Origin of the sequence: Nocardia sp. NPDC056541, from assembly GCF_042794235.1 — a bacterium.
Classification (GTDB): domain Bacteria; phylum Actinomycetota; class Actinomycetes; order Mycobacteriales; family Mycobacteriaceae; genus Nocardia.
The window spans coordinates 267,079-290,250 of the sequence record NZ_JBHTUD010000002.1 but is presented as its reverse complement, the minus strand read 5'-3'; the positions used below and the strand labels follow the sequence as shown (position 1 = coordinate 290,250).

Genomic DNA, 23,172 nt, shown 5'->3' with positions numbered 1-23,172 from the left:
CACACCATCGATACGCTCACCGACCGCACCCATGATCTGAACCCGCTTGATCGAATCCACCCCGAGATCGGCCTCCAGATCCAGCGACAACGCCAGCATCTCCGTCGGGTAACCGGTCTTCTCCGAAACGACCTGCGACAACACCGACCACACCGAATCGGCATCGAGCGCCGGACCGGTCGCCGCCGGGGCGGCACTCGGACCCGAAACCACAGACGCGGCAACGAAGTCCACGATGTCGTTCAGGGTCCGCAGTTCCGCGACCTGCTCCGGGCCCACGGCGGGCACACCCTCGATGCGCTCACCGACCGCACCCATGATCTGAACCCGCTTGATCGAATCCACCCCGAGATCGGCCTCCAGATCCAGCGACAACGCCAACATCTCCGTCGGATAGCCGGTCTTCTCCGAAACGACCTGCGACAACACCGACCACACCGCGTCGGTATCGAGCGCGGGGCCGGTCGGCGCCGAAGCGGCACCCGGAACCGAAACTACCGATGCAGCAACGAAGTTCACGATATCGCTGAGCGTGCGCAATTCCGCGACCTGCTCCGGGCCCACGGCAGGCACACCATCGATACGCTCACCGACCGCACCCATGATCTGAACCCGCTTGATCGAATCCACCCCGAGGTCCGCTTCCAGATCCAGCGACAACGCCAGCATGTCGGTCGGGTAGCCGGTCTTGTCCGACACCACCTGCGACAACACCGACCACACCGCGTCGGCATCGAGCGCGGGGGCCTCGCTCACCGTGACGGCGGCGGGCATCGCGGCCTGGGGAGCGGGCTCGATGTCGGCTGTCCGGCGCGCCGTGGCAACATCCGCTGCTCGTGTCGGCTGTGATTCGGGAGTCGCCACAGCGTTCGGCGCCGAGGGCTCAGCGACTGTCCGGTGGTCGAGCAGCGTCGCCGCGGAGGTGTGACTGCCGTTCCCGTTGCCGGTGGGGAGTTCGGCGTGGAAGCCGTTCGTCCCGTTCGTGCTCGCGGTAACGACGGTCGGCGCCGGGGACCCGAGTTCGAGGCCGGACAGCGAGGCGAGGATCTCGTTGACCTGGACATGGGTCCGGCCGATCGCCAGGCTCTGCTCCTTGATCGCGTGCACGGTCTCGTGCAGGCGATCATCGACGCCACCGGTGCGCTGGGCGTCGCGCAGAACCGAGACCAGCCCTTCGGCGACCTCGAGTTGACCCTGCGCGTACCGGCTGTGGATGTCGAGGTGCTGCTGGGCAGCCACGTCGTATCCGGTCGCGGGCTGATGCCCGATGGTCGACTCCGCCCGGACCGGCGCGGCGGCCGGAGCTTCGGCGCTCACCAGTTCCCGAGTGACGGCGGGTGTCCGCGCGGCCTCGTTCCGACCGGCGGCGTAGGCTTCGGTGGTGAGGCGCTCCCGCTCGGCGGTATGCGCTCGCGCGGCCACCTGCGCCTGTGCCGCGGCCTCGGCTTCGGCGGCCTCTCGCGCCTGCGTGACGGCTTCCAACACGACCTGCTCCTCGATTCCCTTGCGGTAGAGGTCTTTCCGAGATTCCGGCACGAAATCGCGGCCGTTGAGCCGCACCACCATGCCGGGCGCCGCCGGCACCGCGAACGGTGCGGCGTCGTGGCGGTGGATGTCGACGATGGGCGCACCGAGCACCGCCAGTTGCAGCGCCGCCTTCTTGAGCGCCACATCGCTGTCGCCGGTCGGGCCCTGATCGGTGGACAGAGCGATCACCTCGGCGCCGAGCGTCCGGCGCACGAGCGAGGTGAGCGTGGCCTTCGGGCCGAACTCGACGAACACGTTGCAGCCGTCGGCCTGCATGGCCCGCAGACCTGCCACGAACTCGACGGTTTCGAGCAACTGTTCGGTGAGCACGCGACGGTTGGTCGCGACCCGCGCACCGTATTCGGCGTCCCGGGAATTCGCGTAGATCTTGGTCTTGGGGGCGCGAATGGCGACGCTCTTCACCGCGGCCTTGAACGGCTCGACCGCGTGGGCGACGTAGCGGGTGTGGAACGCGCCCGCTACCGGCAGCTCGCGCACGGTCAGTCCCTGTGCCCGGCCCGCCGCGACGAACTCCGCGACAGCCGCGGTGCCGCCGCCGACCACCACCTGATCGGGTGCGTTGTGGTTGCACACGCTCACATCGGGATGATCGGCGAGGATCGCGCTGACCTGTTCACGGTCGGCCTGTACCGCCGCCATGGTGCCCGCATCGGTGTCGGTGTCGATCGCCATCGCCGCACCGCGTGCCCTGGCAAGGGTGAAGTAGTCGACGGCGTCCAGCGAACCCGCCGCCCACAGCGCGGTCAGCTCGCCGAAGCTGTGGCCCATGAACCCTTCGCACGTGAGGCCGCGCTCGGACAGGAACCGGTACTGGCCCACCGACAACGCCGCGATCGCGGGCTGCGCGAACTCGGTGCGCCGCAACGTCGCCTCCTGGGCGTTGCGCAGTTCGGGGTCGAACACCGGCGCCGGGAACACCACCGAGGCCGGCGGCCGGGCGGCGTCGGCGAACACGGCGTTGGCCTCGTCGAAGGCGGTGGCGACGGTGGGGTTGTTCAGCACCGCGGCCAGGCCCATGTCCACGTATTGGCTGCCCTGACCGGCGAACAGCGCGCCGATCTTCAGATCGGGCATGGCGCGCCGGCGGAAGACGATGCCGCGCGGATGCGTCCATTCGTCGGCGTCACCGGCGAGTTCGGTCACCGCCAGTGCGCGCAGTGCCGATGCTTCCTCGTCGTCGCGCGCCACGAACCCGACGCGCGCGTGCTCGGCCGGAATCCCGGCGTCACCGTTCGGGGCCGCGTCCGAGCTCAGCAAGCTCGCCAGTTCGGTTGTCGAGGCGGCGTGCCACAGGTGGACTCGCGCGGTGCGGTGCATCGTGAGCGCGTGTCCGCGGCCCTCGGCTGCTTCCTCGAGGATCGCGTGAAAGTTGGTGCCGCCGAAGCCCATCGCCGATGCGGCCGCACGACGCTGCGGCCGATGCGGATCACGAATCCACGGCCGGGTCCTGGTGTTGATGTAGAGCGGCGAGGAATCGTCGAGCGCCTTGTTCGGCGCGGTGACATTGATCGTCGGCGGCAGCACCTTGTGGTGCAACGCCAGCGCCAGCTTGATCAGGCTGGCCGCACCGGCGGCGCCCTTGGTGTGCCCGATCTGGGATTTCACGCTGCCGATCGCGGCGTACCCGGTCTCGTCGGTGGCCTCGCGCAGCACCGCGTTCAAGGCGGCGAGTTCGGTCTGATCGCCGACGCGGGTGCCGGTGGCATGTGCCTCGAACAGCCCGATCGTGGCGGGCGAGCAGTCCGCGTCCTCGTAGGCGCGGTGCAGGGCGGCCTGCTGACCTTCGGCGCGCGGGGCATAGATGCTCTTGAACCGCCCGTCGCTCGACGATCCGATGCCCTTGATCACCGCGTACACCCGGTCACCGTCGCGCTCGGCGTCGGCAAGGCGCTTGAGGGCGATCATGCCGATGCCCTCGCCGACCAGGGTGCCGTCGGCACTGTCGTCGAGCGGCTTGATGACACCGGACCGCGACAGCGCCCCGACCTTGCTGAAGCACAGGTAACCGAAGATCGAGTTCTCGGTGTCACAGCCACCGGTGATCATCATGTCGGCGCGACCGGACACCAGCTCGCTGATCGCGACGTGGACCGCCGACAGCGAACTGGCGCACGCCGCGTCGACGGTGCAGTTCATGCCGCCGAGGTCGAGGCGGTTGGCGACCCGGCCCGCGATCACATTGCCCAGCAGACCGGGGAACGAGTTCTCCTCCCACGACGGGAAGGCGTCGGCGTACTTCTGCGCGATCTGTTCGGCGTCGGCCTGGGTCAGCCCACAACTGCGGATGACCTCCTTGAGCACCGGCGTCGACAGACGGGCGGCCAGTGGGTGCGACAGTGTCGTCGGTCCGGCGACGCCGAGAACCACACCGGTGCGCTCGGGCCGGTACCAGTCCGACCCGACGGCGCCCGCGTCGGCGAGCACGTCACGGGCGACGAGCAGGCTCAGCAGCTGCACGACCGTGGTGACCTCGAGCTGATTGGGCGGCAGCCCGAACTCGGTGACGCTGAACGGCATCTCGGGCACGAAACCGCCACGGCGGCAATAGGTCTTGTCGGGCGCCGTCGGGTCGGCGTCGTAGTAGTCGTCGAGGTTCCAGTGCGTGGCCGGCACGTCGGACATGCAGTCCGCGGCGTCGACGACGTTCTGCCAGAAGTCACGGAAGTTGGCGGCCATGGGGAACAGGCCGCTCAGTCCGACGATCGCGATCGGATTGTCGGCTAGTCGCCGCGTCATGGCCGGGTCTTCGGAGTGCCGAAGGTGGTCGTTCATGGTTGCTATCCCTTGTCTTCTGCTCAGAGTTGCGAAACTCGCACAGTCCGGACCTCGTCGATGAGGTCGGCCATCGCCGTGCCGATGAGCTGATGGCCCGCCGGGCTCGGATGCATGCCGTCCGGGGACCACATGACCGGGTCCGCGGTGATGGGTGCGTTCACCAAATCGAGTCGCACGAGATCGAACTCGTGGACGAGGTCGTCGAGATAGTCGTTGGCTTGCGCGAATCGCGACCGCAACACCGTGCGGACGGATTCGGGCAGGCCGGGCAGGCGGTCCGGGATATTCGGCCAGTTCGTGGTGAACACCAGCCGATCCGGGCGTGCCAGCCCGGCGTAGATGTGACGCAGGTTGCGGCGGAAGCGGTCCGGGTCGTAGTCGGTGACCAGGTCGTTTCCGCCGACGATCACGCCGACCAGCGGAGCATCGGCGGCGAGGGCGACCGGCAGCTGCCGGTCGAGGACATCCTGGGTGGTGGCCCCGTAGGAGCCGAGGTTCAGGGTCGCGCCGGAAATTCCGAGCAGGTGCTCGACGTGCGCGACAAATCCCGCGAAGGAGCCGTCGGCGTTGACCGAACCGCCGCGCCCCTCCGCGAAACTGTCGCCGAGCACCATCAGCTCATACGTTGGCACCGAGCAATTTCGCGATGCGTTCCGGCGCGAAGAATTCCTCGCCGGTCATTCCGCCGCCGACCATCGCATAGAAGTCCGTGGCATATTCTTCGTTCTTTTCCAGCGCACGGAAAACGGCCAGCAATTGCGGAGTCAGTTCCAGCGTGGAAATCGTGCAGGTGAACTCGAAACTCGACTGCGATTTCTCGTCACGCTCGCGCTGGTAATCGGCGAGCGCCTCGGCCATCGGTCGCTGATCGCTCAGACCCTCGTGCACCCGCTCGGCCAGCAGCGCCGCGTAGTCGAACGCGTCGGAGATGCCGAGCCCGGTGAACGGGTCCTTGTGGTACCCCGCGTCCCCGACCAGCGCCCAGCCTTCGCCGTGCGACTGGCGGCGGTAGTTGTCCGGGTACCGCATCGGGGTGAAACGCTCCTCGCGCTTGCCCTTGGTGACCAGTTCCTCGGCGAACTCGGGCAGGATCTCGCGAGCGACCTTCACGAAGTTGGCCTCGACGTCGGCACGGAAATCAGCGTAGGTGTCGATCTTGCGCATGACCGCCACGAGGGTCTGGTCGTTGTGGGTCGGCCAGATGCCGATCTGCTGCTTGTCGCCGATCCGGCTGTGGAACTCCGACACCGACAGGCCGCTGAAGTAGCTGTAGTAGATGAAGCACTCGGCCGCGACCTTCGTGTAGGTCTCGGCGCCGACAGCGTTGGCGACGAACGAGTTGGTGCCGTCGGCACCGATCACGATGCGGGCCCGCTCCTCGGCGATCTCACCACCGGCGACCGAACCGCGAATACCGACGACCACACCGTCTTCGATGATCAGTTCGCTGACGGTGTACCCGGTACGCACCTCGGCGCCGGCCTCCCTGGCACCCTCGACCAGGATCGCGTCGAGTTCGGTGCGCCGCGGCGCGTAGGTAGCGTCGATGCCCTGGATGGGATCGGCGAACCCCGCGATGACGATGTCGAGGTAGGACACCGTCATGCGCTTGATCGCCGGCACACCGGTGGCGATCAGCTTGTCGAGCAGGCCCCACTGGGCCAGCCGGGCCAGCCCGCGCTGCTGAATGTAGTGCGTCGAGATGGTGTCGCTCGGGAACGTGGCACGGTCGACCACCAGGACTCGATGCCCCTGCCTCGCCAGCAACATGGCAACCGGTGAACCCGCGCACCGCGCGCCGACAACAATCGCGTCATACATCAGGGTGACTCCTCAGTAAATGAAACGCTTATGGCCCCGGATGCGATTTTACGGAGTCGAACCGCTCGATCCGCGTACCGATTTCCAATCGGATTACATGAATAGATGTTCCAGAACAATGATTTCGAATATTAGCGATCCGGCAGCTCGGATGAATAGTTGAATTCAACTTCCGTTCATCACGAAAAACGGTTCGATATGGGCTAATTGGGGCATGCCAACTGGAAATGAACCGGCCCCCGGAATCGCCGCAGCACAGGCTCGGCTGACGAATATGACCGGTGCCGCGACGCCGGACTACGAACAGATCCGCAAGACCGTCGACACGCTCGTCCCGTTCGTGAATCTGGTGGGCGTGCGCATGACCGAGCTGGGCCCCGGCTCGGCGGTGGCCGAGATCCCCGAGGCACCGGCGATGAGCAATCACCTGGGCACGGTGCACGCGGGCGCGCTGTTCCTCGCCGCCGAAGTCGCCTGTGCCGGTGCGTTTTCCGGCATCATCGCACCGCGCATCCTGCACGTGCGGACCTTCGTGCTGCGCAGCACCAAGGCCACCTTCTTCCGGCCTGCCCGCGGCCGGATCCGCGCCAGTGGCACGGTGAGCTCCCCGATCCTGGCCGAGGTGGTCGGGCGCAGGACCGAGGAGCAGTTCGATATCACCGGAAAGGCGCTGCTGCACGACGACAGCGGCGCCTTGCTCGCCAAGGTGGATCTCGAGTACTTCTGCTGGCTGGGCGCGGCTTAATCCGGATACAGCGTGGTGATGACGGCGCCGAAGTCGGCTTCGATCGCCGCGCGACGCAGCCGCAACGAGGCCGTCAGCTGACCCTTTTCCATCGAGAAGTCCTCCGCGAGAACGGCGAACCGGCGAATCGACTCCGCACGGGAGACGAGCCGGTTCGCCGCCTCGACACCGGCGGAGATCTCGGCGAGCAACCGGGCGTCCTCGGTCGGGACCCCGCCGGACACGTCCACGCCGTGCTCCGCGGCCCAGCGAGCCAGCACCACCGGATCGACGGTGATCAAGGCGGTCACATACGGTCGGCCTTCACCGACGAGCATGCAGTTGCTCACCAAGGCGTGCAGGCGAACCCGGTCTTCGAGCGGCGCGGGCGCCACGTTCTTGCCGCCGCTGGTGACGATGATCTCCTTGCGCCGGCCGGTGATGAACAGGAATCCGTCCTCGTCGAGCCGGCCGAGATCGCCCGTGGCCAACCAGTTCTCGGCCGAATGGCCGCCGTCGGGCCAGTACCCGGGGAAGACCTGCGGGCCCCGGACCAGGATCTCGCCGTCGTCGGCGATCGCGACGGTCGTGCCGGGCACCGGTCGGCCGACCGCGCCTGCCCGATTGGCGTGCGGCGCACTCATACTGACCGTCGACGACGCCTCGGTCAGCCCGTACGCGCCGATGATCTCCACACCGATGCCGGTGAAGAAGTCCGCCGTCGACGGTTCCAGCGACGCGCCACCCGCGACCATGTGCTCGAGCCGCCCGCCGAGCATGCCACGCCACTGTTCGCCGATCCGGGCGTCGATCACCGCGTCCGCCGGTGGCTGCTGACCGCGCCTGCGCGCATGGCCGACAGCGATCGCCGCCGCCTCCGCGGCGTCGTACCGATCACCGCCGAGGGCCTGACGCGCCGCCTTGCGGATCTTCTCCAGGACGTAGGGGACACCGATCAGGAACGTCGGCCGAAAGATCGGCAGTTCGGCGGGCAGTTGCGCGGGAGTGGCGACCAGGCCCGTGCGGACTCCGGCCAATACACACCCGAACTGCACGACCCGCCCGTACACGTGCGCGAGCGGGAGGAACAGCAGTGTCGACGCGGGATCCGCCGGGGTGCGGCGGAATACGGTGTCGAGGAGTTCCACCACGTTGGCCGCGGCGGCGAAAATATTGCGGTGCGTCAGCAGGCAGCCCTTGGGGACGCCCGTGGTGCCGCTGGTGTAGACGATCGTCGCGACATCATCGGCGCGCACTGCCAGCCGACGCTCGGTGGCCTCGGCGTCGGCGATCACCTCGCCCTGCTCGACCAGCGCAGGAAACGACGAACCGAGCAGCCAGGCCCGGCCGCGCAGATCTCCCGCCGCCGCACCGATCAACTCGCACTGTTCGACCGTCTCCACGAAACACGCGCTGGGACGGGCATCGGCCACGATGTGCTGGATCTGCTCGGCCGACGATGTCGGATACACCGGTACGGCCATCGCGCCCACGCTCAGCACGGCGAAGTCCGCCGCCGACCATTCGAAACCGGTCCCGCCGAGGATCAGCACCCGATCGCCTACGCCGATCCCGTTGGCCAGCAGGCCCTTCGCGAGTTCGAGGACGAGCCGGGCGAACTCGTCGTAGCCGACGTCGAGCCAGCCCTCGGGCGTTCTCCGGCTGAACACCACGGCCGACGGGTCGGCCGCGGCCTTGAAGAACACTACGTTGGCCAAGTTGTCGTCATCGGCCATGGTGACCAGTGGCGCGACACTGTATTCCTGCGCGACCCGCAGTCCCTGCACGGCGCCGGCATCTTGCACGGCGCTATCCCCCTGCACGGCGCTACTCATCGTGACTCGATGCTGGTCAGCGGGGCCGGAACGTAGGTCGAGCAGCGACCCGGGAGCCGCACGCCCGCCGCGCGCAACTGACTCACGCGGGTGGCGAACGCCGCACCGTGCATGATCTGCAACCCGACCTCGGCGACATGGCGGTGCGCCGGTGCGGCCAGGTAGGTGCCGGCGACCCAGTCGTTGAACGCGCCCATCGCGGGCCCGCACCAGATCTGATAGTCGAGGGTGCGCTCGGGCGTCGCGGCCGTGCTCCAGCCCGACGACCGGCCCAGATACCACCGGAAGATCAGTGCCATCCGGCGTTTCGGGTTTCCCTCGGCGCGCGCGATCTGCTCGGGGTCGCGCTCACGGAAGTAGCCCAGACAGTCGTTCCACACCTCGTCGAAGGAGCGGGCCAGGATCCGCTGCTCGATCTCGGCGCGTTCGGCGGCGGGGATCCCCTCGATACCGTCGTAACGCCGATAGGTGTCGTACAACCGCCGTGCGCGGCTCGCGAACATCGTGCCGCGTTGCAGCACCTGCACGTCGACGCCGAGTTCGAACATGTCCGACGAGGGCGCCATGGTGGTGTCGGCGACGCCTGCGGCGGCCAGCAGCCGCTTCGCCGTCTCCGACTGCGCCGCTTCGACAGTGGCCTGATTGACCGACCCCGTGACCACGTAGGAGGCACCCATCGCGAAGGCGGCCGCGGCGGCCGCCGGAGTGCCGATGCCACCGGCCGCGCCGACCCGGACCCGCTGGGCGAAACCGTATTCGCGCTGGATCCGTTCGCGCACCGCCAGCAGCGACGGCAGCAGCACCACCAGCGGACGGCGGTCGGTGTGGCCACCGGAGTCCGCCTCGCCGGTGATGTCGTCGGCCATCGGAACCGATGCCGCCAGCTGCGCCTGCTCGGCGGTGATCTCCCCCGCGTCCAGCAATCCGCGCACCAGATGCTCCGGCGCCGGGCGCAGGAACAGTTCGGCCACCTCAGCGCGAGATACCTTGGCGATCACCCGGTTCCGGGCGATCACCTGACCGTTCGGGTCACGGTGCAGACCGGCCAGCCGGTAACGCACCACCTGCGGGGTCAGGTCGAGGAAGGCCGACGCCTCCACGCAGCGCACCTCGTGACGCAGGCACGCGTCGACGATCGCCCGCTCCAGCGCGTTCTCGCTGGGACTGTGGATCAGATTGCAGGCGAAGGGTTTACCCGGCGCCTCACGCCCGATCGTGGCCAGGGCCTCGTCGATCCGGGCGGGCAGCACACCAGCGGCGCCGAACGAGGCGAGCAAGCCGGCGCGCGCCATCTCGACCACCATCGGCGCCGAGGCGATCCCGTTGGCCATCGCACCGGCGTGGTAGGCGAAGTTCACGCCGTGGGTCTGCCGGAACTCGGTGTTGCCCAGCGTTTCCGGCCGCAGCGCCGGAGCCGCTGCCAGCACTTGCGCGCCGCGCGCGGTGCCGGCGTCGGTGGTCACCGCGACACCGCGTTCGTCACGGACCACGAACACCGGCTTGTCCAATTCCGACAGCGCACGGTAGATGGAGTTGTCGTCCCTGGCGAGCGCCGAGGGTGCAAGGGAAGTCGTCACTGTGCCAATCCTTCTGAGAGCCCGAGGGCAGAGGTCGCTATCGAGAAATGCCACGAACGGTCGGCGCCGCGAACGACGCACATCGGCGCCCGAGGTGGTCGGCCGTCCTGCGGCGAGGCGGGCAGCCATCGCTACCGAGTCGGCCGACCATCGCTGAGCGATCGGCCTGCGCTACCGACCGAGATCGGTCTTCGATGCCGAGTGGATCGGCCATCGCTACTGGGGCGGTCGGCCTTCGGCAACCCAAGCCGCGACCGCGGGCGCGACCAGTTCGCTGTCCTTCACCCACGACGCATGGCCGATGTGGGTGAAGCCCGAGGCCCGGTCGATGTGCCAGCGATGCTGATCCGCCGCGCCCATCCGCTTGCTCAGGAACCGCACCGTGGACTCGGGGCCCAGCGGGTCGCCGTCGAGCGAGATGAGCAGCACCGGCAGCGTGAATTCGCGCAGCAACCGGTCGTAGTCGCGGGCACTGCCGCTGGGCCGGTAGTTGCCGGTCCGCAGGTGCCGGGCCCAGTCGATCATCACGCCCGCGGTCATCGGCCCGATGCCGCCACCGCCGGTCCACCGGCCGCGCAGCCGGGTGACCGCACCGACCGACCAGCCGCGCGCCAGCACCTCGAGGCGCCTGCGCAGTTCGAACGACCACCAGTACACCGAGCCGGTACCGATCGTCGTGATGCTCGCGACCCGATCCGGTTCGGCCGCCGCGAACAGCAACGCGAGCTGTCCGCCCAGGCTGTGCCCGAACAGGTGCAGCGGCGCCTCGGGGAACCGCTCGCGCAGCGCGTCCGCCACGGCGGGCAGGTCCACCTCGATCAGCTCGCGATAGCCGAACCCGGGACCTTCCCCCAGTGCGGGCAGGCTGTCGCCCTGCGCGCGCAGATCGAGCACGGCGGCCGTCAGTCCGGCCGCGTGCAAGGCCGTGACCAGCGGCAGGTAGTACTTGGCCTTGATGGCCATGGCGGGCAGGATCAGCACCACCGGTGCGGCCGGATCCGCCTGCGGCAGCAGGCGTACCGCCAGGGTGGCGCCGTCGGGGGTGGCGACGGTGGTCGATTCCAGCCCGACGATCTGGGCGCGTTGCTCGCTCATCACGCCTCCGCGGCCAGCGTGCAGACGTAGTCGAGCGCCACCTTGCCGACCAGCACACCCGCGGTGTCGTACATCAGCGCCCGCGCGTCCACATCCAGCCGCTGGCCGCCCTTGGCCGCCAGTACCGTCGCGACGTCGCTCGGGTCGATGACCCCGATCGCCCGGATCCGGCCGAGGGCGGGCTTGCGGAACGACAGCCGCGCGTCGCGCAGCACCAGGGTGTCGATGGCCGACAACCGCGACGCCAGCGCGCCCACGAAGGCGCACGCGCCGGCGATATCGGCGGCCAGGAATTGCGCACCGGCGTGCACGGTACGCAGATGGTTCAGGACGTAGGGCTCGTCGGGAATTTCCACGATCGCGCGGTGCGGACCGATTTCGGTGATCTCGGTCCCCGCGTGGGTACCGAAGGGGACCAACTTGCTCACAATTCGCTGCAGATGCAAGAAGTCGGGGTTATCCGGATCGATCGCCTCGAATACCGAACCGAGGGTGGCTGAGGTTTTCAGTTCAGGTGCCATGAAATAATTGCACCATCCGCACCCGCCGATTCGGATTTCCATTGCCGATCTCAATCGACCGAATGGTAATCAACTCGCCAGCGGTTCTCCGTAGACCTTGCCGCGGATAGTGGATTGCAGGAAATTCTTCGTCGAATCGAGGCTGTCCAGGAATACCTGCACCACTTCGTTGGGACTGTCGACGCGCCAGGCGACCTGTAATTCCACCACCGGTTCCGGATCGACGAGGGGAACCACCTTCAAACCCATCGGCCGCGGCTCGTCCATGCTGATGAACGACGCGAACCCCACATACCGGCGGGCGGCCACGGTGATCTCGGTGGCCACCGAGTCGTTCATGTACTCGGCGACCTTCGGGAACGCGCCCGCCCGCTCGCCCGCGGTCATGATGGCGTCGTACATCGCCGGGCTCACCTCGCGGTTGAACAGCACGCACGGCGTTTCGGCCAGTTCGCGGATCGAGATCGAGGACCGGTCGGCCCACCGGTGCCCCTGCCCCACCAGCGCGCCGATGCGCATCTGCAGCAGACACCGCGACAGCACCGACCCGCCGTTGGACGCACCGCCGTAGAGCAGCCCGACATCGAGCTCCCCGCGTGTGAGAGCGGTGAGCTGCGGCCCGGAGCGACCCGAGCTGAGTTTGGTGGTGATGTTGGGATAGTGCGCGTGCAATTGGGCCAGTGACCTGGGCATGATGAGCTGCCCGGCCCGCCCGTTGAACCCGATGTTGATCTTGCCCATCCGCCCGGCCGCGATGTCGCGGACGGTGTTGGTCGCCGAGTGCACCTCCCCGAGAATCCGTCGCGCGTCGGCGCGGAACGCCTCGCCCGCGGGGGTCAGCTGCACCACCCGCGACGTCCGCGACACCAGTTCGACGCCGAGATGGCGTTCCAGGCGTTTGAGTTGCTGGCTGAGTGACGGTTGCGTGAGATGGAGCCTGGCGGCCGCCCTTCCGAAGTGCAGTTCGTCAGCGATGGCAAGAAATGCCTCGATATGCCGTGTCTCCATAGTGCGCGCCTCGCGTGATCAGGTACGTGACTCGTCCGAGATATGCACCTTGTATAGCGGCACCGCACGTCATCGGGGAACGGGCCCGTGAAGCCCAGATGAGCAGCGACCGAATTCCTGCCGACCCTGCGGCGTGTCCACCCCGCCTCGCGGTGACCGGTGCCGCGAGCGGCACCGTGAACACGGTCGATTCGGCACTCGAATCGCTGACTCGGAAAAACCCGATGATCCCCGTCTTGACAGGGCGATCCATTTCGTACCGCAATTGATCAATAATGCGTTCCGCGTTGTCGCCCGCGACACCGGAGTGGAAGACTTTTATCCGGTGCAGGCGAAGTAATTTCGACGCCGATTTTCGAAGGAGCCCAGAATATGACGACCACGGTTGCCAGCCAGCACGACGCCGAGTCGACACTGGCCGAACTGTTCGCTCCCGATACCCGACCCGATCCGTATCCCGTCCACCGCGCACTGCGCACGAAGTCCCCGTTGGTCACCAAAGGCGGCGACCTCGTGATCATCGCCAACTACGCCGATTGCCAGCAGGTGCTGCGCGACCCGTCGGTGCGCAACGACCCCAAGCTTTCCCGGCTCGGCAAGGATCACCCGGAGCGCTCGGAGTCCCTGCTGTTCCTCGATCCGCCCGCGCACACCCGCATTCGCCGGCTCGTGTCGAAGGCCTTCACACCCAGGGTTATTCGGGCCTCGCAGCCGCAGATCCACTCGATCGTGGACGAACTCATCGAAAATATCGCGAGCAAGAGCGAATTCGACGTGATCTCCGAATTCGCGCTGCCCCTGCCGGTGCGGATCATGTGCGCTCTGCTCGGCATCCCCGTCGAGGAGTTCGGCGACTTCGAACCCGCCGCCCGCAGGCTGGGCCGTGTCCTCGACTTCAACCTCGTCGTCCACAACGACGATCTCGACGACGCCGAGGGCGCGCGCAACGAGCTGATGAACTACCTGGTCAACCTGATCTCCCGCAGGCGCGGCAACCTCGGCGACGACCTGCTCTCGCGGCTCATCGAGGTCGAGGAGGAAGGCGAGGTGCTCAGCGAGGGCGAACTGCTCGCCACCTGTGTGCTGCTGATGGTCGCCGGCCACGAGACCACCGCCAACCTCATCGCCAACGGCGTACTCGCCCTGCTCCAGAATCCGGACCAGCGCGAGATCCTCGCCGCCGACCCCGAATTGGGGATCAGCGCCGCCGACGAGGCGTTGCGCTACGACGCGCCGATCCAGTTCGTGATGCGCATCGCCACCCGTGACATGGAGGTGAGCGGCACCGCGATCAGCCCCGGCACCGCGATGCTGGTGCTGCTCGCCGCGGCCAACCGTGATCCCGAGCACTACCCCGACGCCGACCGCTTCCTGGTCGCCCGCGGCGCGGCCGACCACCTCGCCTTCTCGGCCGGGGCGCACTTCTGCCTCGCCGCGGCGCTGGGCCGGGCCGAGGGCGCCGCGGCGCTGTCCGCCTTCGCCGGGCGGGTGATCGACCCGGTGCTCGTCCCGGGCTCGCTGCGCTACCGGCCCAATGTGAACCTGCGTGGCATCGACGCTTTGACCGTCACGCACGGCGGAGTTCGTCTCCGTTGATCTCCGATTCGACCACCCCCTCCACAGAAAGCCTGTTATGAACTCGCACCACCACGGCCGTAAGGCCGGATGGGGGATCGTGCTCGTCGCGGTCACCACGCTGCTCGCGGCCTGCGGCCAGAACAGCTCGGCCCCGGTCGCGGCCGACGACCCGGTGACCATCACCTTCCTGTCCTACACCTACGGACAGACCAACCCGCTGGGCAAGGGCATCGAGAAGTTGATCAACGACTTCCAGACCGCCAACCCGAAGATCACGGTCAAGCCGCAGTCGGTCCCGACGGCCGACGCACTCACCAAGCTCCAGAGCGAAGTGGTGGCGGGCAACCCGCCCGATGTCGCGCAGATCGGGTGGAGCAAGGTCGCGCAGGCCTCGCAGACCTTGCCGCTGCGCTCGCTCGAAGAGGTCGCCGGGACCGACGAGTGGAACAAGCACATGGCGGGCTTCGTGCCGTCGGTGCTGAAGGCGACCCCGGTCGCCGGTGCGAAGAAGCCGGTCGCGATGCCGTTCATGATGGCCACCCCGGTGGTCTTCTACAACGCCGACCTGTTCACCGCGGCCGGGCTCGATCCCGCCCAGCCGCCCAAGACGATGGCCCAGCTCAAGCAGGCCGCGCAGGCGATCAAGGACAAGACCGAGGCGCAGGGCGTGTACGTCTCGGCGGCCGACCCGGGCAAGTCCGACTACCTGACCCAGTCCCTGGTCAACAGTGCCGGTGGCGCGCTGGTGTCGAGCAGCGGTGAAGTCACCGTCGACTCGGCCCCGGTGATCACCGCGCTGTCGACGATCCAGGATCTGACCAAGTCCGGTGTGCAGCCCGCGGTCGACTTCGCTTCCGCGCAAAGCGCTTTCAACTCGGGCAAGCTCGGCATGCTGGTCACCACCGGCGGCGGTCTGCTGACCCTCGACGCGGCGGCCAAGGGCAAGTTCGCCCTGCAGGTGGCGCCGCTGCCCGCCTTCGACAACCTGCCTGCCCGCCCCACCTTCTCCGGGTCGGGCCTGACGGTCGTGGCCAAGGACGCCGCCAAGGCGAAGGCGGCGTGGAAGTTCGTGCAGTTCATGACCAACGACGAGAGCTTCAAGCTCATCGCCTCGCAGATGGGCTACCTGCCGCTGCGGACCGCGGCGGAGTCCTCGGCCGATCCGCGGCTCGGCTCGGCTGTCAAGCAGATGGCCGATCTGGCTCCCTACACCGCCTTCCCGGGCAAGCAGTCCAACCAGGGCGTCGTCATCCTCCAGGACGAGGCCGTCGAACCGATCGTCCTTCGCGGCGCCGACCCGGCGGCGACCCTGCGCGCCGCCGCCGCGAAGATCCGCGGACTCAACTGAGTTCACGCACCCTCCGCTGACCACCACCCCCTCGAAGAGAGACACCGTTGTCACACCAGGTATTCGCACACACGCCGCCGAACGGTTCGACCGACGGCGGCGCGATCCCGAACAAGATCGGCCTGACGGTCAATCCGTGGTCGGGAAAGCAGCTCCTACGCTCCGATTTCGAGGAGATGCGCGAATTCCTCGATGAGGCCGCGACCGCCGGGTTCGGCTATGCCGAACTCGGTGGCTGCGGCCTCGGGGTGGTGATCGGCGGACAGGTGCAGCGCTCCCGGCTGGCGGCGCTACGCGACGCGCTGGCCGATTGCCGAGTCCGGCTCACCCTGCACAGTTCGTGGCATTCCTCCGGACGCACCGGCAATCTGCTCGACACCGGGTCCGCGTCCTCGCAGCAACTCGGTCTGCTGGCGGATCTGGAGATCGCCGCCGCGATCGGCGCCGAGGTGCTGGTCTACCACGCCGGAGTGCTGCCGAGCCTCTACAGCGACGGTGCGGCACTGACCGAGGGCATGGCGACCGAGCGCACGATGTTGCGTGAGCTCGCCGACGAATCCGGCGCGCGCGGGGTCACGATCGCGATCGAGAACCGGGCGCCCGGTCCCGCGGTACTCACCCGCCGTTCCTACGGGATGCGGCTGGATCTGGTCGCCGAGCAGGTGCGCCAGATCGATCACCCCGCGGTGACGATGTGCCTCGATGTCGGCCACGCGTACCTGTCGGCCGGCTACCTGAACTACGACTTCCTGGCCGCGATCCGCGAAGTCGCCCCGGTTGTCGGCCACATTCACCTGCACGACAATTTCGGCCGGATGCCGCGCCAGCCCGACGCGAACCCGTACGAACTCGAACTCCTCGGTGAGGGCGATCTGCACCTGCCGCCCGGCTGGGGCACGATCCCGCTGGACGAGGTGCTGGCGACGCCCTTCCCGCACGACCCGGCGATCATCATCGAGATGCGCCACGCCCGCCACCACGCGGAAGCCCTGCACACCACCCGGCGGCTGCTCGATGCGCGAGCCCGGTCATGACGCTCACCAAGGACCCCGAGGTCACGCCGAAGGCGCGCGTGGTCACGCCGAAGGCGCGCGTGGCCGAACGCCCCGCCGCGACCGGGCTCGCCTGGCTGTACTTCTCGCCGACCATGCTCTCGATCACCGTGTGGGTCTACGGGCCGCTGCTGTTCACCGCGGTACTCAGCTTCCTCGACTGGAACCTGGTGTCACCCGACATCGCGTTCAACGGCCTGAAGAACTACGAAACCCTCATCACCGAACCGGAATTCGGCAACGCGGCCTGGAACACCCTGAAGTACGCGCTGTTCGTGCTGCCGTTCGCGACGGTGGTGCCGTGCGCGCTGGCCATCGCGCTGTGGAAGCGCCCTGGCCGGATGAGCGAGTTCTACCGGATGCTGCTGTTCCTGCCGGTCGTGCTCGCGCCGGTCGCCAACGCGTTGTCGTGGCAGTTCATCCTGGACCCGCTGTACGGAACCCTCAATCAGGTACTGGGGTTCGCCGGGGTGGAACCGATCAATTGGCTCGGTGACCCCGCCACCGCGCTACCGACCGTCGTGGTGGTGACCGCCCCGAAAGTGGTGGCGCTCAACACCTTGCTCTTCGGCGCGGCGCTGGCGAACCTGGACCGCCGCACCATCGACGCGGCGCGCCTCGACGACGCCACCGAGGGCGAGATCACCCGCTCGATCATCCTGCCCCAGCTGCGACGCCCGATCATTCTGCTCGGACTGCTGTCGATGGTGGTGGTGTGGCCGTGGTTGTTCACCAATATCGGGGTGCTCACCCGAGGTGGACCGAGCAATGCCACCGACAACGTCTACTACCGGCTCTACACCTACGGTTTCACCTTTTTCGACGCGGGCACCGCATCGGCGGCGGCCATCGTCATCGCGCTCGCGTTCGGGCTGCTGCTGACCGTTCACACCCTGCTCTCGAGGAGATTCCGTGCGACGCGGTGACGCGATCGGCAGACACCTGCTACTGATCACAGCCATTGTGCTGATGCTGTTCCCGGTGGCGATGGCCTTGGCCACCTCGTTCAAACCGGTGTCGACCATCTTCGATCTGAATCCGATCCCGCTTCCGGCGAGCTTGGAGAACTACGAAATGGCAGTGGGCAAGTTCCCGATCGGCAGGCTGCTGTGGAACACCTTCGTGATGGCCGCGGGCGTCACCATCGCGACAATGCTCGTCGCCCTGCCCGCCGCCTACGCGCTGGTGCGCTTCGACAAGGCGCGCGGCCGTGGTTTCGTCCTCGCGGCCGTGGGCATTTCGCTGCTGATCCCGCCGCAGGCGCTGATCATCCCGCAGTTCCTGATGACCGCGAAACTGGGCTGGCAGGGGCACACGATCGGGGTGATCGTCCCGCAGCTCGGCGTCAGCGCGCTCGCGGTGCTGTTGCTGCGCGACCACATCCGTTCGGTGCCGCAATCGCTGATCGGCGCCGCCGTGCTCGAGGGCGCTACGTCGTGGGAGATCCTGCGGCACGTGGTCCTCGGCGTGATGCGCCCGGCACTGGGCGCGGTGGCGATCCTGCTGTTCATCAGTACGTGGAACGAGTTCCTGTGGCCGCTGCTGGTGATGCCCGATCCCGAGGACACCACCATCCAGCCGGGTCTGGCGCTGTTCCTCGGCCCGGAGAGCGCGGACTACGGACCGATGCTCGCCGCGGCGATGCTGGCCTCGCTGCCGGTCGTCGTGATCTATGTCCTGGCGTCGCGACGGATCGCGGACGCCTTCCTTCATTCAGGGGTTCGGTAATCGACATGACCAGTCTCAGTGTGAGCGAGCCCCCGGTGCTGACCACCGAGCTCGATCTCTCGGCCGGCGTGGTGCTCGACGGCATCACCAAGCAATACGACGAGGACCGCCCGGCTCTCGACGTCGACCTGCTGCATGTGCCCGGACAATCGCTGACCGTGCTGGTCGGCCCGTCCGGCTGCGGCAAATCGACCGCGCTCGGCGTGGTGTCCGGCCTGATCACCCCCACTGCGGGACGGGTGCTCATCGACGGCGCCGACGTCACCGAGGTGGCGCCGGGACGACGCGGAGTCTCGATGGTGTTCCAGGATTTCGCGCTGTACCCGCATATGACCGTCGAGCGCAATATCTCCTTCGGCCTGCGGCTCGAGGGCAAGCACAACCGCAAGTCCGGGCTGGACCGCACCGAGATCGAACGACGGGTGGCCGGCGCGTGCGACAGCCTCGGCCTGAGCGAACTGCGCCACCGCAAGCCCGCTCAGCTCTCGGGCGGTCAGCGTCAGCGCGTCGGGCTGGCCAGGGCGATCGTTCGGCAGCCGAAGGTGCTGCTGCTCGACGAGCCGCTGTCCGCACTCGACGCGCAGCTGCGCCAGCAGGCCCGGGTCGAGCTGGTACGACTGCATCGCGAGCTCGGCAATACCGTCGTGCTCGTCACCCATGACCAGCTCGAGGCCTTGTCGATGGCCACTCACCTGGTGGTGATGAACAACTCGCGGGTGTTGCAGGTCGGTAGTCCGGCGCAGGTGTACCGGCGACCGGTCGATCTGTTCGTCGCGACGTTCCTGGGTAGCCCGCCGATGAACCTGGCGACGGTGACGATGAACGACGCCGGGGACGAGATGACCGGGCGCGGGCTGGAAGTACTGCTCCCCCAGGCTGTCCCCGGTGTTCCCGCCGAACTGACACTGGGCTGGCGGCCCGGTGACGGCACGCTCCGTGACCACGACGGCCCGGGCTTGCTCGTGCACGGTGTGGTGGAGCTGGTCGAGTTCACCGGCGACTCCAAGATCGCGCAGTGCACCGGCGAATCGGGTCGCTGGGCCGTGACGCTGCCCGCCAACGATCCGGCTCCGGCCGTCGGCGCGCGGATCCAGGTGTTCGTCCCTGCGCACCGGCTGCACCTGTTCGACCCCGACACCGGCTCCCGGGTAACGGCTTTCGATGCACCTGCTGATCACCAACGATGACGGATACCGCGCGCCGGGGCTCCTGGCGTTAGCGGAAGCCGTGCGGGCGCTCGGCATCGACGCGACGGTGGTAGCACCGAGCGGTCCGATGTCGGGCGCGAGCCAGTCCCGGCGCAGTGGCGTCGCAGTGGAGTGGGAGTGGGCCGCGCCGACCGCCGGAATTCCCACGATTCAGGTGGGGTCGACCCCGGCGGCCTGCGTGGTGTTCGCGCTGACCTCCGGGGTCCTCGCGCCGGTGGATCTGTGCCTGAGCGGTGTGAACGCGGGCGAGAACATCGGCGCCACACTCAATGTCAGCGGCACCTACGGTGCCGTCCAGGAGGCGGGAGCGCGCGGTGTGCCCGGCATCGCGCTCTCGCGCGAGTTCGGTGGTCCGTGGAACGCACCGCACGATTGGGATTGGAGCTGGGTCCCCGAGGCGACAGCCGGCGTACTCACCACGCTGCTCACAGCGCGGGCGGGCTGGTTCACCGCGAACGTCAACCTGTCCGGCACCGACCGGGGCGCGGATCCGGCCTACACCACGGTCAGCCGCGCGCTGTATTACACCGATGTCTTCGACATCGCCCAGGGCGCCATCCTCAGCACGATCGGTTACCGCGCCGAGGATCTGGCGCCCGACGACGACATCCACGCCTTCGCCGAGCAGCGGCGGACCAGCATCACCCTCGTCCGGCGGGCTTGAACGGTTCGGACCGCAACGCGGTCTTGACGACCTTCCCGCCGGGGTTGCGCGGCAACGGCGCCGTGCGCACCGAGAAGTACTGGGGCACTTTGAAATCGGCGAGCCGCTCGCGCAGGTGGTCGAGCACGGCGGCTTCGTCGAACTCGACGCCCTCGACCGGCACCACCACCGCGCCGACCTTCTCGCCCATCATGTCGTCGGGCACCCCGACCACCGCGGATTCGCCGATGCCCGGGGCACCGGCCAGGGCGTTCTCCACCTCGACGCAGTACACGTTCTCGCCGCCACGGTTGATCATGTCCTTGGCCCGATCGGCGATCGACACCAGCCCTTGCTCGTCGATGCGGGCGAGGTCACCGGTGCGCAGCCAGCCGTCGACGAAGGTCGCGGCGGTGGCGGCGGGGTTGTTCCAGTATCCGGCGACGACAGTGGCGCCGCGGATGAGCAGTTCGCCGACTCCGCTGACCGGATCGGGCGCGTCGATGGCCAGGTCGATGATCGGCGCGGCGAACCCCACCGATTCCGCGTGTTCGGTGGCCCACTCGTGGGGCAGATAGGTCGCGATGGACGAGGTCTCGGTCAGACCGAACCCGTTGGCCAGCCGCGCGTTCGGGAAGTGCCGGGCGATCTCGGCGACCAGCGCGGGCGCGACCGGCGCGCCGCCGTAGGCGACCCGGTTCACCGCGCTCAGATCGAAGTCGGCGAAGTTCGGCTGCCGAAACGCAAGGTAGTAGATGGCGGGAGTGTTGGTGAGCGAGGTGACCCGCTCATCGACGATCGCGCGGAGGAAATCCTGAATCTTGAACTGCGGCAGGATGATCGTGCTGCCGCCGATGGCCAGCTGAGGAATCAGCTGACTGTTGCAGGCGGTGACGTGGAACAGCGGCACCGAGACCAGGTTGCGCAGGGTCGGGCCTTCGTCGGCGGCGATGTGGGCGAGTCGGCGCACGTTCTCCACGGTGGACAGCAGGTTGCGATGTGTGGTCATCGCTCCCTTGGGTCGTCCGGTCGTCCCGCTGGTGTAGAAGATCGCGGCCAGATCCGTGGGACCCGCACCCTCGTGGACGTTGGGATCGCCCTGGGGCAGTGCCTCATTCGGCCGCAGGCTGAACGCGGCGTCGGAATCGGTGAGGACATAGTCGATTTCGGGGTCGGCGAACCGGGTGTTGACCGGCACGGCAACCGCACCCGCGAGCACGATTCCGAGAAAGCCGACCACCCACTCCGTTCCGGCGTTCAACAGGATGGCAACACGGTCGCCCGGTTGAATTCCCTTGTCCCGCAACCCACCGGAGACCGCGGCGGCCCGGTCCCACAGTTGCCGGTACGAAAGTCGCTCGCCACCGATCTCGACGACGGCTTCCTGCTCGGGCCACGTCTGCACGGTGTGGCGCAGCATGTCCACCAGGGAATCGGGCAGGTCGGCGTAGTGCGCGATACCGTGCTCGTCGCGAAAGATCCCGGCGGGGCCGAACGGTTGCACGGTCATCGCGCACCCTGCGGGTTCAGCAGCGCGGCGAGATTGTCCTCGGCGAAGAAGTCCCGGCCGCTGAGCCCGCCCGCCATCATCCGGAACCATTGCTGCGTGTGCTTCGCGCTGCTCGGCAACGCGCGCATCACCTCGACGTGCTTGTCCGGCAGCACCAGTCGCGAGGACTCACAGGTGAACCGGTACATCGGCTTGCTCGACCGATCCCGCTGCGCCTGATAGTCGGCGAGCGCTTCGTCGAGTGGCCGCGCCGCCGACAGCCCCTCGTGCGCCCGCTCGGCGAGCAGGTCGGCGTAGGTGAACGCGTCGCTGATCCCGAGGCCGGTGAACGGGTCCTTGTGATATCCGGCGTCGCCGACCAGCGCCCAGCCGGGGCCGTGCGATTCGCGGTAGAAGTTCTCCGGATAGCGGGCGATATAGAACCGTTCGTCGCGTTCGCCGGTGTCGAGCAGTTCGGCGAGGTCGGGCGCGGTTTCCTTGAACGCCAACGAGAAGTTGCGCTCGACATCGGCGCGGAACGGCGCGAACCGGTCGACGTATTGCACACACCAGATCAGCGTCTTGCCGTCGTGGGTCGGCCAGCCACCGACCGCCTGCTTGTCGCCGATCCGCAATTGGCTCTGCATGGTCAGGCCGGACCAGTACGAGTAGGCGGTGAAGGTCTCCCCCGGGATCACGTCGTATTTCTGGGCCCCGGTGAGTTGGGCGACAGTGGACGCGTATCCGTCGGCGCCGATCACGAGGCGAGCATGTTCGGTCACCGGTTCGCCGTCGCGGTCGCGGCCGACGATGCCGGTGACGAACTCACCGTCGCGCACCAGATCTGTCACGGTGACGCCTTCGCGCAGATCGACCCCGGCCTCGCGGGCGGCATCCTGCAACAGCTTGTCGAGCACGATGCGCCGCGGCGCGTAGGTCTCGGCGATACCGTCGATCGGGTCGGAGAAGCCGGAGAAGTGTGCGTCGGCGTAGGACATGGTGATCGAGTGGATGGGCGTGCAGCCGGTGGCTTTCAGCCGATCGAGCAGGCCCCAATCCCGCAGTCGCGCCAGACCACTCTGCCGCAGCATGTGGGTCGACACGGCGTCTTTGGGAAACAGCGCCTGGTCGACGCAGAGCACCCGGTAGCCACGCCGCGCGAGCAGCATCGCGACTGTGGCGCCGGCGCAGCGCGCGCCGACAACAATGACATCGTGCACAG

Annotated in this window: 18 protein-coding genes; 8 read left to right on the top strand and 10 right to left on the bottom strand. The window is 67.8% G+C overall.

Annotated features, from left to right (window positions below; genetic code table 11):
• From ACFQ9R_RS04250 to ACFQ9R_RS04240, 3 genes are all read right to left on the bottom strand, one after another.
• The coding region (locus ACFQ9R_RS04250) for a beta-ketoacyl synthase N-terminal-like domain-containing protein (protein WP_378988900.1) at positions 1-4,320 on the bottom strand (4,320 nt) is incomplete at its 3' end.
• 23 nt (positions 4,321-4,343) lie between these two features.
• On the bottom strand, positions 4,344-4,955 hold the full coding sequence (locus ACFQ9R_RS04245) for a GDSL-type esterase/lipase family protein (RefSeq protein WP_378988898.1): 612 nt from the start codon (positions 4,953-4,955) through the stop codon (positions 4,344-4,346).
• Positions 4,942-6,144, bottom strand: a complete 1,203-nt coding sequence (locus tag ACFQ9R_RS04240) for an NAD(P)/FAD-dependent oxidoreductase (protein ID WP_378988896.1) — start codon at positions 6,142-6,144, stop codon at positions 4,942-4,944. Before ACFQ9R_RS04240 ends, ACFQ9R_RS04245 begins: the two co-directional genes overlap by 14 nt.
• A 214-nt stretch (positions 6,145-6,358) precedes the next feature.
• Between ACFQ9R_RS04240 and ACFQ9R_RS04235 the strand changes: the two genes are divergently transcribed.
• On the top strand, positions 6,359-6,889 hold the full coding sequence (locus tag ACFQ9R_RS04235; protein ID WP_378988894.1) for a PaaI family thioesterase: 531 nt from the start codon (positions 6,359-6,361) through the stop codon (positions 6,887-6,889).
• Here the strand turns inward: ACFQ9R_RS04235 and ACFQ9R_RS04230 are convergent.
• The 5 genes from ACFQ9R_RS04230 to ACFQ9R_RS04210 all read right to left on the bottom strand — a co-directional run bounded on the left by ACFQ9R_RS04230 (position 6,886) and on the right by ACFQ9R_RS04210 (position 12,904).
• Positions 6,886-8,673: an AMP-dependent synthetase/ligase gene (locus ACFQ9R_RS04230; RefSeq protein WP_378988892.1), complete on the bottom strand. Its 1,788-nt coding sequence runs from the start codon at positions 8,671-8,673 to the stop codon at positions 6,886-6,888. The genes ACFQ9R_RS04235 and ACFQ9R_RS04230 overlap by 4 nt on opposite strands.
• Positions 8,674-8,699: 26 nt before the next feature.
• A complete protein-coding gene (locus tag ACFQ9R_RS04225) occupies positions 8,700-10,280 on the bottom strand; it encodes a PfaD family polyunsaturated fatty acid/polyketide biosynthesis protein (protein WP_378988890.1) in 1,581 nt (526 codons plus the stop codon).
• A 216-nt stretch (positions 10,281-10,496) separates the two neighbouring features.
• Positions 10,497-11,375: an alpha/beta fold hydrolase gene (locus tag ACFQ9R_RS04220; protein WP_378988889.1), complete on the bottom strand. Its 879-nt coding sequence runs from the start codon at positions 11,373-11,375 to the stop codon at positions 10,497-10,499.
• Positions 11,375-11,896: a DUF4442 domain-containing protein gene (locus ACFQ9R_RS04215; protein ID WP_378626832.1), complete on the bottom strand. Its 522-nt coding sequence runs from the start codon at positions 11,894-11,896 to the stop codon at positions 11,375-11,377. The genes ACFQ9R_RS04220 and ACFQ9R_RS04215 overlap by 1 nt, the downstream gene beginning before the upstream one ends.
• A 69-nt stretch (positions 11,897-11,965) precedes the next feature.
• Positions 11,966-12,904 (bottom strand): LysR family transcriptional regulator, encoded by a 939-nt coding sequence (locus tag ACFQ9R_RS04210; protein WP_378626831.1) that lies wholly within the window; start codon positions 12,902-12,904, stop codon positions 11,966-11,968.
• 372 nt (positions 12,905-13,276) lie between these two features.
• Between ACFQ9R_RS04210 and ACFQ9R_RS04205 the strand changes: the two genes are divergently transcribed.
• The 7 genes from ACFQ9R_RS04205 to ACFQ9R_RS04175 are packed head-to-tail and all read left to right on the top strand — an operon-like array spanning position 13,277 to position 20,482.
• Positions 13,277-14,500 carry a cytochrome P450 gene (locus tag ACFQ9R_RS04205; protein ID WP_378988887.1) on the top strand — a complete coding sequence of 408 codons (1,224 nt, stop codon included), beginning with the start codon at positions 13,277-13,279 and terminating at the stop codon, positions 14,498-14,500.
• 37 nt (positions 14,501-14,537) lie between these two features.
• Positions 14,538-15,830, top strand: coding sequence for an extracellular solute-binding protein (locus tag ACFQ9R_RS04200; RefSeq protein WP_378988885.1), 1,293 nt, complete (start codon positions 14,538-14,540; stop codon positions 15,828-15,830).
• A 47-nt stretch (positions 15,831-15,877) separates the two neighbouring features.
• Positions 15,878-16,864: a sugar phosphate isomerase/epimerase family protein gene (locus tag ACFQ9R_RS04195; protein WP_378988883.1), complete on the top strand. Its 987-nt coding sequence runs from the start codon at positions 15,878-15,880 to the stop codon at positions 16,862-16,864.
• Positions 16,861-17,808 (top strand): carbohydrate ABC transporter permease, encoded by a 948-nt coding sequence (locus ACFQ9R_RS04190; protein WP_378988881.1) that lies wholly within the window; start codon positions 16,861-16,863, stop codon positions 17,806-17,808. The genes ACFQ9R_RS04195 and ACFQ9R_RS04190 overlap by 4 nt, the downstream gene beginning before the upstream one ends.
• On the top strand, positions 17,795-18,610 hold the full coding sequence (locus tag ACFQ9R_RS04185) for a carbohydrate ABC transporter permease (protein WP_378988879.1): 816 nt from the start codon (positions 17,795-17,797) through the stop codon (positions 18,608-18,610). The genes ACFQ9R_RS04190 and ACFQ9R_RS04185 overlap by 14 nt, the downstream gene beginning before the upstream one ends.
• Before the next feature lie 5 nt (positions 18,611-18,615).
• Positions 18,616-19,797, top strand: a complete 1,182-nt coding sequence (locus tag ACFQ9R_RS04180; RefSeq protein WP_378988877.1) for an ABC transporter ATP-binding protein — start codon at positions 18,616-18,618, stop codon at positions 19,795-19,797.
• On the top strand, positions 19,772-20,482 hold the full coding sequence (locus ACFQ9R_RS04175; RefSeq protein WP_378988875.1) for a 5'/3'-nucleotidase SurE: 711 nt from the start codon (positions 19,772-19,774) through the stop codon (positions 20,480-20,482). Before ACFQ9R_RS04180 ends, ACFQ9R_RS04175 begins: the two co-directional genes overlap by 26 nt.
• Here ACFQ9R_RS04175 and ACFQ9R_RS04170 read toward each other — a convergent pair.
• Together ACFQ9R_RS04170 and ACFQ9R_RS04165 are read right to left on the bottom strand one after the other, a co-directional pair.
• On the bottom strand, positions 20,460-21,971 hold the full coding sequence (locus tag ACFQ9R_RS04170) for a class I adenylate-forming enzyme family protein (RefSeq protein ID WP_378988873.1): 1,512 nt from the start codon (positions 21,969-21,971) through the stop codon (positions 20,460-20,462). The two genes, ACFQ9R_RS04175 and ACFQ9R_RS04170, sit on opposite strands and share 23 nt — an antisense overlap.
• On the bottom strand, positions 21,968-23,170 hold the full coding sequence (locus ACFQ9R_RS04165; RefSeq protein WP_378988871.1) for an FAD-dependent oxidoreductase: 1,203 nt from the start codon (positions 23,168-23,170) through the stop codon (positions 21,968-21,970). The genes ACFQ9R_RS04170 and ACFQ9R_RS04165 overlap by 4 nt, the downstream gene beginning before the upstream one ends.
• Positions 23,171-23,172 lie beyond the last annotated feature (2 nt).

What these genes read in the sequence shown, in the direction of transcription:
- ACFQ9R_RS04240 (WP_378988896.1), bottom strand. Translation starts at nt 6,144, where the DNA reads ATGTATGACGCGATTGTTGTCGGCGCGCGGTGCGCGGGTTCACCGGTT.
- ACFQ9R_RS04235 (WP_378988894.1), top strand. Translation starts at nt 6,359, where the DNA reads ATGCCAACTGGAAATGAACCGGCCCCCGGAATCGCCGCAGCACAGGCT.
- ACFQ9R_RS04220 (WP_378988889.1), bottom strand. Translation starts at nt 11,375, where the DNA reads ATGAGCGAGCAACGCGCCCAGATCGTCGGGCTGGAATCGACCACCGTC.
- ACFQ9R_RS04215 (WP_378626832.1), bottom strand. Translation starts at nt 11,896, where the DNA reads ATGGCACCTGAACTGAAAACCTCAGCCACCCTCGGTTCGGTATTCGAG.
- ACFQ9R_RS04210 (WP_378626831.1), bottom strand. Translation starts at nt 12,904, where the DNA reads ATGGAGACACGGCATATCGAGGCATTTCTTGCCATCGCTGACGAACTG.
- ACFQ9R_RS04205 (WP_378988887.1), top strand. Translation starts at nt 13,277, where the DNA reads ATGACGACCACGGTTGCCAGCCAGCACGACGCCGAGTCGACACTGGCC.
- ACFQ9R_RS04200 (WP_378988885.1), top strand. Translation starts at nt 14,538, where the DNA reads ATGAACTCGCACCACCACGGCCGTAAGGCCGGATGGGGGATCGTGCTC.
- ACFQ9R_RS04190 (WP_378988881.1), top strand. Translation starts at nt 16,861, where the DNA reads ATGACGCTCACCAAGGACCCCGAGGTCACGCCGAAGGCGCGCGTGGTC.
- ACFQ9R_RS04180 (WP_378988877.1), top strand. Translation starts at nt 18,616, where the DNA reads ATGACCAGTCTCAGTGTGAGCGAGCCCCCGGTGCTGACCACCGAGCTC.
- ACFQ9R_RS04175 (WP_378988875.1), top strand. Translation starts at nt 19,772, where the DNA reads ATGCACCTGCTGATCACCAACGATGACGGATACCGCGCGCCGGGGCTC.
- ACFQ9R_RS04170 (WP_378988873.1), bottom strand. Translation starts at nt 21,971, where the DNA reads ATGACCGTGCAACCGTTCGGCCCCGCCGGGATCTTTCGCGACGAGCAC.